The organism is Paenarthrobacter sp. UW852 (assembly GCF_024608385.1).
GTDB lineage: Bacteria > Actinomycetota > Actinomycetes > Actinomycetales > Micrococcaceae > Arthrobacter.
In genome coordinates, this window is the sequence record NZ_JAMSGY010000001.1 from 645,163 (window position 1) to 659,700 (window position 14,538).

The following is a 14,538-nucleotide window of genomic DNA, read 5'->3' on the forward strand; positions in this document are numbered from 1 at the left end:
TACTCTGAATCCCCAGGGATGTCATGACGGTCGTAGCGGGCTTAGCCCCGTCTCGGCGGTAAAGTCATACCGAGCGGCACGGACAAAACACATAAGGAGACATGGTGGCTCACTTCGTGATCATGGGTTGCGGGCGTGTTGGCGCAACCCTGGCACATACTTTGGAGGATGCCGGCCACTCAGTGGCCATCATCGATCAGGATGAGCGGGCCTTCCGCCGGTTGCGCCACACTTTCGGCGGCCGGAAGGTCACCGGCGTTGGCTTCGACCGGGACACACTCAAGCAGGCGGGCGTGGAAGACGCGTACGCTTTCGCAGCGGTTTCCAGCGGCGACAACTCGAACATCCTGGCTACCCGGGTGGCCAGGGAGACGTTCCATGTGGCCCACGTCGTGGCACGTATCTACGATCCCGGCCGCGCCGAAATCTACCAGCGGCTGGGCATCCCCACGGTTGCTGCCGTGCGCTGGAGCGCGGACCAGGTGTTGCGCCGGATACTTCCCGAGCAGCACTTGGCCGGCGACTACCGCGAACCGTCCGGCCGGCTCATCCTGGCCGAAGTGGACCTGCACGAGGCCTGGATCGGACACAGCCTGTCCTCCATCGAGGCCGCTTCGGGAATCCGCATCGCCTTCCTGACGCGCTTTGGCGAAGGCCTCCTCCCCCACCCAGGTACGGCTTACCAGGAAGGCGACACCGTCCACGCCATGGTGAGCCTGGACCGAACATCCGAGATCACCCGGATCCTCGCCAAAGCACCCGCCAAGGAGTCTTAGTGAAAGTTGTCATTGTTGGCGCAGGCAGCGTCGGCTCATCCATTGCCCGTGAGCTCCTGTCCCACAAGCACCAGATCCTGCTCATTGACCTCAAGCCCGAGGTTATCGGCCGCAGCGGGCTCCGGGGTGCGCGTTGGCTGGTGGGTGATGCTTGCGAACTCAGCACGTTGCAGGACGCCAAACTGGAGGATGCCGACGTCGTGGTTTCCGCCACGGGTGACGACAAAGTGAACCTGGTGGTCTCCTTGCTCGCCAAGACCGAATTCGGCGTCGGGCGGACAGTGGGACGGGTTAACAACCCGAAGAACGACTGGATGTTCAACGATTCCTGGGGCGTCGACGTCGCAGTGAACACCCCGCAACTGATGACCGCACTGGTGGAAGAAGCGGTGGAGATCGGCGACATCGTGCGCCTGCTGACCCTCCAGACCGGCGTTGCGTCGATCGTCGAGTTCACCGTTCCGCATGACTCCCACGTCATTGGAAGCACCGTGGGCGACATCGACTGGCCGGATGACTCCACTTTGGTGGCCATCCTGCGCGACCAGGCCCCCATCACACCCACCCGCGACGACGTCCTTGACGGCGGCGACGAACTGTTCTTCGTCACCACCATCGCTGCGGAGGATGGCCTGCGCGCCCTCCTGTCACCGGGCTCGGAGCTCGGCGGCCAGGACGGCAACGGCGTGCTGGATCAGTCCGCCGACGACGACGGCTTCGACGGCTGAGTTGCCGGCTTGGTGACCAGCCAGGCTACCCAAAGGCCGAGGATATACAGCGGCGCACCCATCAGGAGCCTCGTGGTGGCCAATGCCGTCAAGCCTGCTTCGCCCATGAAGTAGAGGGGCACCTGGACCACGAGGCGCAGTGCGAGCACTGCTGCCACGATCCAGGTTCCCAGTTTGTAGGCGCGAAGCCGTTCCGGGTCCTTGCGCCAGTCCAGGCCCTCGTTGCGCACGAAGCCGAAGAGCAGGCCAGCCACGGGCCACTTGATGGCGATCGACACCACCATGGCCGCAATGTAGGCGATGTTGGTGAAGAAACCAAGAACGTAGAAGTCTTCAGCTTTGCCGGTGGTGTTGGCCAGCCAGGCCGAAATACCGACGCCGACGATGCCGGCAACGGCCTGCGTCAGGGGGCGCCGTTGAACCAGCCGAACCACGGTGAAAATCGCTGCCGACGCCAGGGCGGCCATGAGGGAAGGACCCAGGTCCCGCGTGATGGTGAACACCACCAGGAAGACCAGTCCGGGCAGAATGCTCTCGGCGATCCCTTGGATTCCTCCGGCGGACTTGAGCATGTCCACGTGGCCCGCACTGTTTCGCTGGAGGCCCGCTTTTCCCGCGTAGCCTGCAGCGAGGTCGGCCATGCTGGGCCGGTTGTCGGGGGTCACGGCCGGCGTTTCATCGCCGCGCGGCGTCGCCCCTGCGTTGTCCTTCGGCTCTGAACCATTGGCCACGGTCATAGGTGCTCCTGACGGGAGAGAATTTCGTAGCGTGGATTGAACATTGCCGGCAGGCCGTCGAGCTGGGTCACCATGCCGTTCAGGCGAAGCCGTACACCGGCCTCGATCCCGGGAACACGCGTCCTGCCCAACCAGATGACCCGGAGCCGGTCAAACGGCCTCCGGGCGCCCTTGGACAGGAGCAGGGACTCGCTTCCATGCTCCAGTGCGTCCACGACCACTGCGGAGAAGAAGGGCTGTTCGCTGGGTGGCTGGTGCGTAACCGACTCGATGTAACCCGTACAGGTTGCCCTGCCGCGGGTGGGCAGGTCCCGCACGCCCTCCCCCAGCGGCGATCGATCTGCAAACCCGTTTCGGGCGGGCTTGTCAGCCAATCTGGGTAATCTCCGGACCACGTTCGGGTTGCTGCAGGCCGGGTGCGCCCTGCGGAGCCCCGGGCTGCCCGGCAGCGGTTGCGTCCTTGGGCAGGCGAAGCTGCAGCAACTCACGTGGGGGCATCGGGTTGTCGCCCCGGACTACCACAACACGCCGGAAAAGCTCTTCAAGGCCAGCCGCTGCGTCGCGGTCCAGGGCCGCTTCTCCCCCGAGCACTCCCCGGAGGAACCAGCGGGGTCCGTCGACTCCCATGAAACGGGCCGCCCGGAACCCGTGGCTGCCGTCAGTGGCTTGCGCCGGAAGCTTCGCGACCAGTTCCGTGCCGAACGCACCGGAGATCTCCTCGGTTTCGCCGCCCTGGCTGACGACGGATTGGGTGATCTGCTCACGGATTTCATCCCACAGGCCCTCTGACCGCGGGGCGGCAAAAGCCTGGAGCTGCAGGCTGGACCCGGCAAGGTCCATGGTGACGGCGACGACGCGCTGGGTGGCTTCTTCCACCTCGAGCCGCAGCTGCAGCCCTTCGGCAGGGGCGATCAGCAACGCGCCCAGGTCCACATAACCGTCACGGTCCTCGATTTCATCGATATCCAATGGACCCTTGCTGAGCCGGAAGTCGCCGGGGGTGCCAGGCTCCGCGCTTTCTTCTGCCGTACCGGATTCATCGACGGCGGCAGCGGATTCCGCTTGCTCGTCCTTGGACTTCTTGCCGCGCCCAAAAAGCATGGGGTTTTCTCCTTAGTAGTGGTCTATCCCCAAGTAAACCGCAACCACGTAAAACAACTGCAATGCGGCGGGATTCAGATGCCAGCGCTTGCCAGGGTCAGTGGTTTGCAGGGGTGGTCGGTGCGTTGAAGCCGCCGGTGGATCCGAAACCGCCGGTACCCCGAACGGAATCAGAGAGCTGGTCGACAGCCACGAACCGCGCATATTCGACGCGTTGAATCACCATTTGTGCAATTCTATCGCCGCGTTTGAGGTCGATGGCGTGGTTCTGGTCGGTATTGAGCAGGGTCACGGCGATTTCGCCGCGGTAGCCCGCGTCCACCGTTCCAGGAGCGTTAACGACTGTCAGTCCGTGCTTGGTGGCGAGGCCCGAGCGCGGGTGGATAAGGGCCACGAATCCGTCCGGCAGCGCAATGGACACGCCCGTCGGCACAAGCTTCCGCTCACCGGGGGCCAAGTGCACGTCCTCGCGGGACCGCAGGTCGGCTCCCGCGTCTCCGGGGTGGGCGTACGAGGGTGCTTCCAACCCGGCGTCGAGCATTTTAAGCTGCACCTCCAAAGTGGGGGCGCCGTAGGACGGGGCGGTGTTGCCGCTGTCCGCGTTGACGGAGGCGGCGTCTGAACTGAATACTGCGGTCTCGTTGCTCACAGTCGTCCATTCTACGGGGACCGGGCCCGGCGGGAAGGTCCCCGTCCATGGCCACCGTTGCCTGTGAACCCGCTGGGAGTCGATCGCCCGATAAGCTGATCCCATGCCTACACCTGACCAGTCTTCACCCGTGCCTGCCCGGAACACCCCCTCATCTTCCGGGGTCCTGTACAGCGAAAAGCTGTGGCCGTCACCGTGGATCTGGATTGTCGTTGTTGGCCTTTCCAGCGCAGGCCTTCTCATGTTCGGCCCCATCAGCGTGGCGACCGGAATCATCGCAGCGATCGCACTCCTGGCCATCATGACCGTGATGCTGGTGCTCTCGACCCCCACCATCACCGTTACCGCGGACACCGTGCGCGTAGGCCGGGCAAGCATCGACCGCAGGTTCGTCGGCACCGTGGAGGCCTTCAGGAAGGGCGAAGCGACGGCGGAACGCGGCCCGCGCCTCAACGGCCTGGCGTACATGTGCTTCCGCGGCTGGATCGACCCCGTGGTCAAGATCGAGATCACGGATCCCGCAGACCGCACCCCCTACTGGCTCGCATCGTCCCGCAGGCCGGAGGAACTGGTTTCTGCCCTCACGGCGCGCCAGTCCTGAGAAACGGGAGGCCGGTCCCTCAGCTTTCGCACTCCGTGCAGTAAAGGTGGCCGCCCCGTTCTGCGGCGATTTGCGACCTGTGCTTGACCAGGAAGCAGTTGAAGCACGTAAATTCGTCAGCCTGGGGAGGCATGACCTGAATCAGGAGCTCCTCCCCCGACAGATCGGCTCCCGGGAGCTCGAAGCCATCGGCGAGCTCGGCCTCGTCGACGTCGACCGCTGAGGATTGCTTCCCTGACTGGCGCGTCTTGAGCTCCTCAAGGGAGTCCTCGCTGGCGTCTTCCTCGGTCTTGCGAGGGGCATCATAATCCGTTGCCATGGTCCTGCTTCATCCTCCGTACCTGCTCCGGTTGGGTTCCCGGTCGGGCGGATCAGTCCCCGCCGCCGGTAACGATGCAACGCCGGACGCCTGGGTTTTGTGCCCGATATCGGGCAGATTTTCCTCCCCCCACCACTGAATGTCCAGAGGTCCGGCCTTGGGCCAACCTCATCGCCGGGGCTGATTCAAGGGAATATCACGGCACGCCCTTTGTCCTAGTAGGAAAAGAGCGTGACGGGTGGCAGAGTTTCGAATGTCAGTTATGCCATGTGGTGGAGGGTGTTATGCAGGATCTACGACTGGTAGGAGTCCACGACGACGGCGGGCATCTCCTGCTCAGCGGCCCCGGTGGGGCGATGTTCCAGCTTCCGATCGACGAGGCCCTCCGGGCCGCGGCGAGCCGGACCCCTGCCCAGGTGGCGGCGCGGGCCTCGAATACTCCCATTGCCATGTCCCCCCGGGATATCCAGGCCAGGATCCGGAGCGGGGCCACGGCAGCGGAGGTCGCCGAACTCTCCGGGCTCCCCCTGGCGAACGTACAGCGTTACGAAGGCCCCGTCCTTGCAGAGCGTGAGTACGTGGTCCGCCAGGCACGCGGAATCGAAGTCGCTTCGCCCGCCCCCGGTCACGACATGTACCGTTCGGTCTTTGGCGACCAACCGGCCACCCTTGGCGACATGGTGGATCACCGGCTGTCCGCCCACGGCATTGACTCGGCCACGGTCGAATGGGACTCCTGGCGCCGTCCGGATGGTTCCTGGACCGTCGTCGCGCGTTTCGAAACGGTCCCTGGAACCCACGGAAACATCGGCGAAGAGCCGCCCGCCATGTGGACCTTCAGCCCCCAACGCAAGTCACTCCAGAACGCCAACCGTTGGGCCCAGCAGCTCAGCGAGCTTGAGCCCCTGGACGGACCGGTTCCTGCCCGGCGCCTGGCCGCGGTTTCGGACCGGCCCTTCGATTTTGAGAACGACGCCGATTCGGCAGCGCGTGCCTCCGCCAAGGAATCAGACAGCCTGCTGGAGATGCTCCGCTCACGCCGTGGGCAGCGATTGGGCGTGGACGAAGACGGCGATGACGCCCTCGCAGTCCTCCTGAGCAATGTTCCGGCGGCCCACCCGCGGCCAGGCGAAGAAGTTGAGGAAGTCCTCGCAGAAGCCGCCGAAGATGCCCCTGAACCGGTCCCTGCAACCCCGGAAGAACCTGCCCGCAAGGACGGCCGCCCTTCCATGCTTTCCCGTCTGAGCCTGGCGCCACGGCATGCTGGTTCCGAGGATGACGACGATGTCTTGAAGCTCCACCAGGGCGTCAGCACTGATACCCGTGAGATCACGGTTGTGGCCAGTCCCCTGCGCCCTGTCACGTCCTTGACGGCACGCAAGCCCGCTGGGCTGGATGAACTGTTGGGCGGCAGCACCCAGGCCCCTTCAAGGAGCGATGAGGGGTCCACCGGCGATGAGGCGGAAGGCAGCCTTGTGCAGCCGGCACCGGCTGACGACGCCAAGGACCGTGAGGGCGGCAAGGACGTTGAGGCTCCTGCTGAACGCCAGCCGTCACGACCCAAGAGGTCCAGCATCCCGAGTTGGGACGAGATCGTCTTTGGAGCCCGGGGAGACTGACTGCTCACGCGTCTACGGCCGCGGAAGCTCCCCGGCCCCGGGCCACAGGCAGGCGTCGACGTCGAACGGAAGCGGCTGGTCCCCTCCCGCCATCAGGTTGGCACCGTGCGCTGTGACGCGCCTCATGTAGTGGCGGCGGCACAAGGTTTCATAGCCCACGACGCCCGCGAAAGGTGCATCGTCAGCGGCAGCAACGTCACCCACCATCACCTGCTCACCTTCGACCACCATGATGCCGTTCACGGTGCGTGCGTTTTGGGTTGCCCGGCGGCCGCACCAGCACAACGCTTCGACCTGCAGGACCTGCACTTTGTCGGCAAGCTCTATGAGCCGCTGTGAACCGGGAAACAAGCGCGTGCGGAAGTCGGATGTGATTCCGAAAGCGAAAACGTCCACATCCATCTCGTCAACAACGCGCGCCAGTTGCTCAACCTGGGAGGGTGAGTAGAACTGCGCCTCGTCACAGATGAGGTAGTCGACGCGGAGTCCGCTGGTACGCCGGACCACCACTTCGTCCCAAAAATCCGTAGCGCTTTCCACCTCCACGGCATCGGTACGCAGTCCCAGGCGGCTGGAAATCGTGGAGTCCCCGGCACGGTCATTGCAGCTGAAGCGAATGCCGCCCCGGCCGCGTGCGCGGTGGTTGTGATCCATTTGCAGTGCGAGCGTTGACTTTCCACAGTCCATGGTTCCCGAGAAGAAGACCAGCTCAGCCACGCTTGCCCTTCCTGCCGGCGGCGGTAAAGCACAGCAGTGGCACTTCCCGCTCCGTTTTGGTCAGCGATCCATGCTGGCCTACGACTTCGAGGGACGCGGGGCGGACTCTGCGGGTGTCGTACAGGGCCAGGGTGTCGCGGGCCGCGATCATCACATCACCGATGCGGGGAGCGACGTCCGGACGCACTGCACCGAACAAACCGGCATCCACTGCCTGTTCCCTGGTGAAAGCCCAGATACGCTCGCCAAACCGCTTCCGCCAGGCGGCAAGGAGCGCGTCCCGGTGGGCTTCGGTGGCGTCGGGTTCGAGGTAGAGATGCACCATGCGGGGTTCACCGGCTGTGTGCCGGACACCAGCCACCAGCGACTCGTCGGCAGAGTAGTCGATCCGTTGGGATTCGGGAACGTCCAGCATGCCGTGGTCACCGGTGAGCAGGATGGTGGTACCTGCAGGAAGAGTTGCGGAGAGCCTTTTCACGGTGGAGTCGAGTTCTTCGAGCTGATGCTCCCAGCGGTCCGACTGGCAACCATAGCGGTGTCCGGCCTTGTCGAGCTCGTTGAGGTAGAAGTACATCAACGACTTTCCACCTCCGGCCATGGCTTCCGCCGCGGCGGCAGTCCGGGCATGCAGGGTGGTGCCGCCCACGAAGCGGCTGCCACGGAGTGCCGCCTGGGTCATGGGAGAATTGCCGAACTGTGGCAGGCTGACGGTCACGACGTCCAGCTCGGACGCCACGCGCTCAAAAACGGTGGGGTTGGGCTGCCACTGCCCCGGATCCACCTGGGCATCCCAATTGCCCAGGAGATTGACCACTTTGTCCTGTGCGGGGTCAAGGACGTCGTAGCCCACCATCCCGTGCTGACCCGCGGGCAACCCTGTACCAAGGCTCGCCAGGGAGGCCGCCGTGGTACTGGGGAACGCGGAGTCGATCCATTGCGGGACATTGCGCTGGCCCCCGGCAATGACGGACCGGAGAAAGGGAGTGTGGGAGGCCTTCTGCTTCAACAGGCTCCGGCCCAATCCGTCGGCGAGGACGACGCAGACCCGCTGTGAGGCCGGCAATTGAAGCTGGTTGGTGAAGCCCGACAAGCCAAGCGCAGCGGCGGAACTGGTGAGAACCTCGGCTATCGACTTGGTCCCGAACAAGGGGGGTGCGGGAATGTCGATGGATCGGCCTGTCTGTGCCCTTTCGCTCAACGCTGGTGTCCGCGGCTCAAGCGGTTGCTGAAGACCCCTGAACGGGGCCTCGGAGCGGGGATGGTGGCGTGCTGGACGGGAGCAGGGTTGCCGGTGTTCACTGCGCGCAGGGCACGGGCAAAGAGCTTGGCGTCCTGGACTGCCTGCAGGCCATCGGCTTCGGCGCTGATGCGCAGGACGATGTCCTCCTGGGCGATGGTTCCGCTGTAGCCGTGATCAGCCTCGCACTGTGGATCCCCGCAGCTGGCGGGTCCCATGTCGAGCCTTTGTCCGCCTGACCAGGCAATGGAGACGGTCAGTTCACGGACGGGGTCCGAGGACTTGTAGTTCTGCGGCTGGGAGTACATGTAACTGAGGACCACAGAGCGGATCTGGGCTACGGGCACGGACTCGGTGGAGATCTGGGCTACGATCTGCTCCCCCGCTTCGTCCAGTTGCTGATCGTCAACATGTGTGATGACCAGCATGTCCTCGGTCAGCACCAGGACGGTGATGTGGCGGCGGACCTCGGCCCGGTCGAAGTGAGTTTCCAGGTGAACCAGATGGGACAGGCACTCACGGCCGTCCAGGGCGTCATCAACGACGTCGGCCACCAACCGCGGATAGAACCCCGCCTGCTGCAACGCCTGGTCCAGGCTTTGTCCCTGCGTGGCGTGGTTGTGCGCGGCAGGGTTCCCGGTGGTGGACGGGCGGGATTGAGGCGTCGGAGACTGGGTGCTCATACCCCCATTTTCACAGATCGCCGGGTGACTTCCTAACCGCGATGGCCGTCCCTGTGGCTAACCCCGCATGGCCCGCCGGGCACTGTCCGTGCGCTGGGCCGCGTTGCCTATCCACACATCGGCAGCCAGGATCGTGGCCCCTGACGGCCCGGCCAGCACCGGATTGAACTCAACCAGCGCAATGCCCGGGTGGTCGTCCTTGAGCTTGGCCAGGCGGGCGGCAACGTCCTCCAACGCTTCAACGTCCACTGCCGGCAGCCCCTGGTAACCGAAGAGTTTCCGGGACGCGCGTGGTGAACGGATCACGTCATGCAGGTCCGCCGCGGAAAGAGGTGGGACCCTGTGTGCCCAATCGTCAAGCAGGTTCACGGCATCACCGGCCAGCCCAAAGGAGAGCACCGGGCCAAGCAGGGGGTCTTCCATGGCACGGAAAGTGCACGCCTGCCCCACCGGTGCCATGGCCTGCACTTCCAGCGCCGGTGAGCCGTAGGGTTCGAGCGCGCGACGCATCTGGGCAATGTTTTGCCGCAGCGATTCAGGGTCCTGGATGTCAAGCCGGACGCCGCCCAGGTCCAGCCGATGCCGCAGGGCTGGATCCGTGGTCTTCAGGACCACAGGCCATCCGGCCTTGTCCGCTGCGGCCACGGCCTCGTCCGGCGTACCGAAACCGAAGGTGGGGACCACCTTGATGCCGTAGCCGCCCAGCAGCGCCGCGGCAGCACCGGCGTCGAGCTTCCGCAGTTTCTCGCCGGTCACTCCGGCGAGCATCGATGCGAGGGTCTCGCGCGTGCCATCCACGTCGCAGCCAACAGGTTCGACGAAAAGCCCCTGGTCACGGTCACGCCATTGCGCATACCGGACGATAGCGGCCAAGGCAGCGACGGCGGCGCCGGCATTGGAGAAGCACGGCAGCGCCGGTTTCCCCGACAAGCCCACCATGCCCTCCACATGGACCGAAAAATCCAGGATCCCCGTGAAGGCCGCTACCACGGGCTTGCCCGCCTCGGCGCTGCATTCGGCCAGCACCCCCGCCAAGGCCTCCACTGTGAGGCCACGGGCCGGGAGGAGGGCTGCAACCACTGCGTGGACGGACTCGTCAGCCAAGCTCTCCTGGAGGCTGGCCCGCAGGGCCGGCAACGCCAGCGACATGCCGGCGTCAAGATCGACGTCGGTCACCAGGCGGTTGACGTCCAGTCCGAGCGGAACCGCGGTGTCGGCCACCACTTTGCCGAGCGCCACGGAATTCGAATACACAGCAAGTCCCGGCCCTTTGGGCAGCGCCTGCGTGGACACGATCTGGGCGATGTCCATGAGCTGCTCGATGGTCTCGACGCGTATGACGCCCGCCTGCCGCATCATGGCGTCCACCGCCGCTCCCGGGGCCTGCGTGGTCCGGACCTCGTGGCCCGGCGGCAAGCTGAGCCCGGTGACGTCGGACTTGGCCACGATGACCGGTTTGCTGCGGGACAGGCGCCGTGCCAGGCGGGAGAACTTGCGGGGGTTGCCGATCGATTCAAGGTAGAGGCCCACAGCGGAGGTATCGGCGTCGTCTTCCCAATATTGCATGGCGTCGTTGCCCGAAACGTCCGCGCGGTTGCCGGCGGAGAGGAAGGAGGACAACCCGAGCCGACGGCGGCTGGCGGCAGCGTAGACCGCCACTCCGACCGCTGCCGATTGGCTGAACAAGCCCAGGCTGCCCCGGGGCGGCATGGTTGGGGCCATGGAAGCGTTCAGCGACACGGACGGGTGGGTGTTCAGGATCCCCAGGGACTCCGGACCGATGACGCGCATGCCATTGGCCCGGGCGCGCCGGACCAACTCGTGCTGGCGGAGGAGCCCGCGCTCACCGTCATCGGCATAGCCGGCCGTTGCCACCACAATGCCCTTCACGCCCGCTGCGGCGCAGTCGTCCACCACCTTGGGTACCTCGTCATAGGGAACGGCGATGATGGCCAGCTGCACCGGGTCGGGGATCTCGGACAACTTGGCATAGGACATCATGCCGGCCAGTTCCAGCGCTTCCGGGTTAACGGCGTACACCGGCCCCGTGAAGCCCCCTTCGATGATGTGTTCAAGCAGCTGGTAGCCCACCGTCCCCCACTTGCGGCTGGCACCAATAACTGCAACCGACGACGGCGACAAAAGGTCGCGCACGCTGCGCGCCTCGGCGCGGTGCTCACGGGCCTCCATGACGGCGCGGGATTTCTCCGTGGGGTCGATGTTGAATTCAACGCTGACCACGCCGTCGTCGAATTGCCTCTTGAGGTCGTAGCCGGCGTCCGCGAACACCATGAGCATCTTCCGGTTGTCCGGGAGGACCTCGGCGGTGAAGCGGCGGATGCCGTTTTCGCGGGCGGCTACGGCCAGGTGTTCCAGGAGGATCGAGCCAATGCCCCGGCCCTGGTGTGCGTCGGAAATGTTGAAGGCGACTTCGGCTTCCAGCGGATCGTCCAGCCGGTCGTACCGGCCAATGCCCATGATTTCGCCACCGATGGTGATCACGAATGCCACCCGGTTGATGTGGTCCACTTCGGTGAACCGCCGCACTTCCTTGCCGGAGAGCCTGGGCTTGAAGGAAAAGAACCGCATGTAGATGGACGCCTGGGACTGGCCGGCGTGAAAGGCCTGCAGGGCATCGGCGTCCTCGGGGCGTATCGGCCGCAGATGCGCCGTACCGCCGTCGCGCAGGACGACATCGGCCTCCCAATATTCCGGATAAATGCCGACGCCGGGCTGATCCACCATAGGCTTAGCCTAGCTAAAACATCCGCAGTACGACTTTCAAGGATCCACCAACCACATGGCCCGCAGCCAAACTCCCGCACGCAAAGGCGAGCCCCTCGGCGATTTCACCGAGAACATCGTCGATATCGACGTCACTTCCGAGATGGAAGGCTCCTTCCTGGAGTATGCCTACTCGGTGATTTATTCGCGCGCCCTCCCTGACGCACGCGACGGATTGAAGCCTGTTCAACGGCGCATCCTGTACATGATGGCGGACATGGGTTTGCGCCCTGACCGCGGGCACGTCAAGAGCGCACGCGTGGTGGGCGAAGTCATGGGTAAGCTCCACCCGCACGGCGACGCAGCGATCTACGACGCCATGGTGCGCATGGCACAGGACTTTTCCCTGCGCCTGCCGCTGATCGATGGTCACGGCAACTTCGGCTCGCTCGACGACGGTCCAGCCGCCCCGCGTTACACGGAGGCCCGGCTCGCGGCCGCTGCGCTGACCATGACCGACCACCTCGACGAAGACGTGGTGGACTTCGTCCCCAACTACGACAACCAGTTGACGCAGCCGGACGTCCTCCCGGCAGCGTTCCCCAACCTGCTGGTCAACGGCACCACCGGTATCGCTGTAGGCATGGCCACCAACATGGCTCCCCACAACCTGGTGGAGGTCATCGCCGCTGCGCGTCACCTGATTGCCAATCCCGATGCCACGCTCGAGGACATCATGCGTTTCGTCCCCGGACCTGACCTCCCCACGGGCGGCCGGATCGTGGGCCTGGACGGAATCCGTGACGCCTACGCAACGGGGCGGGGTTCCTTCAAGACCCGCGCCAAGGTGGAAGTGGAACAGCTCTCCGCCCGCCGCACCGGGCTTGTGGTCACCGAGCTCCCGTACATGGTGGGCCCGGAAAAGGTCATCGAGAAGATCAAGGACGCCGTCAACGCCAAGAAGTTGACTGGTATCAGCGATGTGGTGGACCTGACGGACCGGAACCATGGGCTCCGCCTGGTCATCGAGTTGAAGAACGGCTTCAACCCCAACGCCGTCCTCCAGCAGCTGTACCGCTATTCGCCCATGGAAGATTCCTTCGGCATCAACAATGTGACCCTGGTGGACGGCCAGCCGCAGACGCTTGGCCTGCTGCAGTTGCTCCAGGTGTACGTTGAGCACCGCCTGAATGTGGTGCGCCGCCGGACCTCGTTCCGCCTGGGCAAGAAGAAGGACCGCCTCCACCTGGTGGAGGGCCTGTTGATCGCGATCGTGGACATCGACGAGGTCATCCAGATCATCCGTTCCTCCGACGAGGCCTCGGCTGCGCGCGAGCGGCTGATGTCCATCTACGACCTCACCGAAATCCAGGCGAACTACATCCTGGAACTTCGCCTGCGTCAGCTGACCAAGTACTCACGGCTGGAACTGGAGAAGGAACAGGACGAACTGCGCCGCGAAATCGAAGCACTCGAGGCCATCCTCGCCTCCGACGAGCTGCTCAGGGACCTTGTGTCCGGCGAGCTCGGAGTGATCGCCGAGAAGTACGGCACTCCCCGGCGCACCGTACTCCTTGAATCCGAAGCTGTCTCGCCCACAGTGGCCGCCGCACTCGCGGCCACGGCACCGGGACCCAAGGGCAAGGGCGCGGCACTTCCACTGGAGATCCCGGATGACCCCTGCTGGGCTTTGCTCAGTGTCTCCGGCCAGATCGCCAGGACTTCCAACCAGGAACCGTTGGCGGAGGCCGGACCACGGGCGAAGCACGATGTGTTCCGTTCGGTCGTGAAGACCACCGCCCGCGGTGAAATAGGTGCCGTCACTTCCCAGGGCCGGATGCTCCGGCTGCAGGTGATGGACATGCCTGCCCTGCCGCCGGTCTCCGGCCTGCCCAACCTGGCGGGGGGCGTACCGGCAAAGGACTTCATCACCTTGACCAAGGGCGAGACCTTGGTTGCGTTTGTGCCCTTGGACTCCGTCCTTGCGATCGGAACGGTCCAGGGCGTCGTCAAGCGCGTACAGCCCGATTACCCGCTTAACCGCGAGGATTGGGAAATCATCGCGCTGAAGGAAAAAGACTCGGTACTTGCCGTGGAGCCTGCGCAGGAGGACGACGTCGATCTCGTCTTCGTGACCAGGCAAGCCCAATTGCTGCGGTTCAGTGCCTCCAACGTCCGCCCGCAGGGAAGGACGGCAGGGGGCATGGCAGGTATCAAGCTCGCACCGGGCGACCAGGTCATCCACTTCGGTACTGTGCGCGCCAACGATCCTGCCGCCGTCGTGGTGACCATTGCCGGCACTACTGGCGCCCTTCCCGGAACGGCACCGGGAACTGCCAAGGTGACGGCGTTCGAAGAGTATCCCGCGAAGGGCCGCGCCACCGGCGGCGTCCGTGTCCACCGCTTCCTCAAGGGGGAAGACACACTGCTGCTGGCCTGGGCTGGCCATGGCCCGGCCAAGGCGTCCTCCGCTGCCGGTGTAGCCAGGGCACTGCCCCACGAACATGGGCGCAGGGACGGTTCGGGAGTTCCTTTGTCACAGCCTGTGGAAGCAATCGGGCCGAGCATGGCTTGGCCGGAAGAAGGCAGCACAGAGGCATAAACAAGGGCCGGCGGTGACTAACCGCCGGCCCTCATTTATCTGCCA

General features: G+C 64.8%; 14 protein-coding genes. 5 read left to right on the plus strand and 9 right to left on the minus strand.

The window, feature by feature from the left end; translation table 11 throughout:
• Nucleotides 1-104: 104 nt before the first annotated feature.
• Nucleotides 105-776 carry a TrkA family potassium uptake protein gene (locus NEK97_RS03010; protein ID WP_235520547.1) on the plus strand — a complete coding sequence of 224 codons (672 nt, stop codon included), beginning with the start codon at nucleotides 105-107 and terminating at the stop codon, nucleotides 774-776.
• Complete coding sequence (locus NEK97_RS03015) at nucleotides 776-1,504, plus strand: TrkA family potassium uptake protein (RefSeq protein WP_257368375.1); 729 nt, start codon at nucleotides 776-778, stop codon at nucleotides 1,502-1,504. Before NEK97_RS03010 ends, NEK97_RS03015 begins: the two co-directional genes overlap by 1 nt.
• Here the strand turns inward: NEK97_RS03015 and NEK97_RS03020 are convergent.
• The 4 genes from NEK97_RS03020 to dut all read right to left on the minus strand — a co-directional run bounded on the left by NEK97_RS03020 (nucleotide 1,471) and on the right by dut (nucleotide 3,991).
• Complete coding sequence (locus NEK97_RS03020; RefSeq protein WP_257368377.1) at nucleotides 1,471-2,241, minus strand: DUF3159 domain-containing protein; 771 nt, start codon at nucleotides 2,239-2,241, stop codon at nucleotides 1,471-1,473. The two genes, NEK97_RS03015 and NEK97_RS03020, sit on opposite strands and share 34 nt — an antisense overlap.
• Entirely contained in the window at nucleotides 2,238-2,615 is a 378-nt protein-coding gene (locus NEK97_RS03025) for a hypothetical protein (protein WP_257368378.1), read from the minus strand. The genes NEK97_RS03020 and NEK97_RS03025 overlap by 4 nt, the downstream gene beginning before the upstream one ends.
• On the minus strand, nucleotides 2,608-3,342 hold the full coding sequence (locus NEK97_RS03030) for a DUF3710 domain-containing protein (RefSeq protein ID WP_257368379.1): 735 nt from the start codon (nucleotides 3,340-3,342) through the stop codon (nucleotides 2,608-2,610). The genes NEK97_RS03025 and NEK97_RS03030 overlap by 8 nt, the downstream gene beginning before the upstream one ends.
• A gap of 97 nt (nucleotides 3,343-3,439) precedes the next feature.
• The gene (dut, locus tag NEK97_RS03035; RefSeq protein ID WP_257368380.1) at nucleotides 3,440-3,991 is read right to left on the minus strand and encodes a dUTP diphosphatase; all 552 of its coding nucleotides are present in this window, start codon (nucleotides 3,989-3,991) and stop codon (nucleotides 3,440-3,442) included.
• A gap of 103 nt (nucleotides 3,992-4,094) precedes the next feature.
• On the opposite strand from dut, the gene NEK97_RS03040 reads away from it, so the two are divergent.
• The gene (locus NEK97_RS03040; RefSeq protein WP_257368382.1) at nucleotides 4,095-4,592 is read left to right on the plus strand and encodes a DUF3093 domain-containing protein; all 498 of its coding nucleotides are present in this window, start codon (nucleotides 4,095-4,097) and stop codon (nucleotides 4,590-4,592) included.
• Nucleotides 4,593-4,611: 19 nt separating this feature from the next.
• Here NEK97_RS03040 and NEK97_RS03045 read toward each other — a convergent pair whose 3' ends face one another.
• Nucleotides 4,612-4,911: a DUF4193 domain-containing protein gene (locus NEK97_RS03045; protein ID WP_235520493.1), complete on the minus strand. Its 300-nt coding sequence runs from the start codon at nucleotides 4,909-4,911 to the stop codon at nucleotides 4,612-4,614.
• A 284-nt stretch (nucleotides 4,912-5,195) separates the two neighbouring features.
• On the opposite strand from NEK97_RS03045, the gene sepH reads away from it, so the two are divergent.
• The gene (sepH, locus tag NEK97_RS03050; protein WP_257368384.1) at nucleotides 5,196-6,530 is read left to right on the plus strand and encodes a septation protein SepH; all 1,335 of its coding nucleotides are present in this window, start codon (nucleotides 5,196-5,198) and stop codon (nucleotides 6,528-6,530) included.
• 12 nt (nucleotides 6,531-6,542) lie between these two features.
• Here the strand turns inward: sepH and NEK97_RS03055 are convergent, their stop codons facing one another.
• From NEK97_RS03055 to NEK97_RS03070, 4 genes are read right to left on the minus strand one after another with little or no spacing between them, the layout of a single operon-like run.
• The gene (locus NEK97_RS03055) at nucleotides 6,543-7,247 is read right to left on the minus strand and encodes a thymidine kinase (RefSeq protein WP_235520491.1); all 705 of its coding nucleotides are present in this window, start codon (nucleotides 7,245-7,247) and stop codon (nucleotides 6,543-6,545) included.
• Nucleotides 7,240-8,445, minus strand: coding sequence for an alkaline phosphatase family protein (locus tag NEK97_RS03060; protein WP_257368386.1), 1,206 nt, complete (start codon nucleotides 8,443-8,445; stop codon nucleotides 7,240-7,242). The genes NEK97_RS03055 and NEK97_RS03060 overlap by 8 nt, the downstream gene beginning before the upstream one ends.
• Nucleotides 8,442-9,167: a DUF5998 family protein gene (locus NEK97_RS03065; RefSeq protein ID WP_235520489.1), complete on the minus strand. Its 726-nt coding sequence runs from the start codon at nucleotides 9,165-9,167 to the stop codon at nucleotides 8,442-8,444. The genes NEK97_RS03060 and NEK97_RS03065 overlap by 4 nt, the downstream gene beginning before the upstream one ends.
• 57 nt (nucleotides 9,168-9,224) lie before the next feature.
• Complete coding sequence (locus tag NEK97_RS03070) at nucleotides 9,225-11,912, minus strand: bifunctional GNAT family N-acetyltransferase/acetate--CoA ligase family protein (protein WP_257368388.1); 2,688 nt, start codon at nucleotides 11,910-11,912, stop codon at nucleotides 9,225-9,227.
• 55 nt (nucleotides 11,913-11,967) lie between these two features.
• Between NEK97_RS03070 and NEK97_RS03075 the strand changes: the two genes are divergently transcribed.
• Nucleotides 11,968-14,493: a DNA topoisomerase (ATP-hydrolyzing) subunit A gene (locus NEK97_RS03075; RefSeq protein ID WP_257368389.1), complete on the plus strand. Its 2,526-nt coding sequence runs from the start codon at nucleotides 11,968-11,970 to the stop codon at nucleotides 14,491-14,493.
• Nucleotides 14,494-14,538 lie beyond the last annotated feature (45 nt).

What these genes read in the sequence shown, in the direction of transcription:
- NEK97_RS03020 (WP_257368377.1), bottom strand. Translation starts at nt 2,241, where the DNA reads ATGACCGTGGCCAATGGTTCAGAGCCGAAGGACAACGCAGGGGCGACG.
- NEK97_RS03030 (WP_257368379.1), bottom strand. Translation starts at nt 3,342, where the DNA reads ATGCTTTTTGGGCGCGGCAAGAAGTCCAAGGACGAGCAAGCGGAATCC.
- NEK97_RS03040 (WP_257368382.1), top strand. Translation starts at nt 4,095, where the DNA reads ATGCCTACACCTGACCAGTCTTCACCCGTGCCTGCCCGGAACACCCCC.
- NEK97_RS03045 (WP_235520493.1), bottom strand. Translation starts at nt 4,911, where the DNA reads ATGGCAACGGATTATGATGCCCCTCGCAAGACCGAGGAAGACGCCAGC.
- sepH (WP_257368384.1), top strand. Translation starts at nt 5,196, where the DNA reads ATGCAGGATCTACGACTGGTAGGAGTCCACGACGACGGCGGGCATCTC.
- NEK97_RS03065 (WP_235520489.1), bottom strand. Translation starts at nt 9,167, where the DNA reads ATGAGCACCCAGTCTCCGACGCCTCAATCCCGCCCGTCCACCACCGGG.
- NEK97_RS03070 (WP_257368388.1), bottom strand. Translation starts at nt 11,912, where the DNA reads ATGGTGGATCAGCCCGGCGTCGGCATTTATCCGGAATATTGGGAGGCC.
- NEK97_RS03075 (WP_257368389.1), top strand. Translation starts at nt 11,968, where the DNA reads ATGGCCCGCAGCCAAACTCCCGCACGCAAAGGCGAGCCCCTCGGCGAT.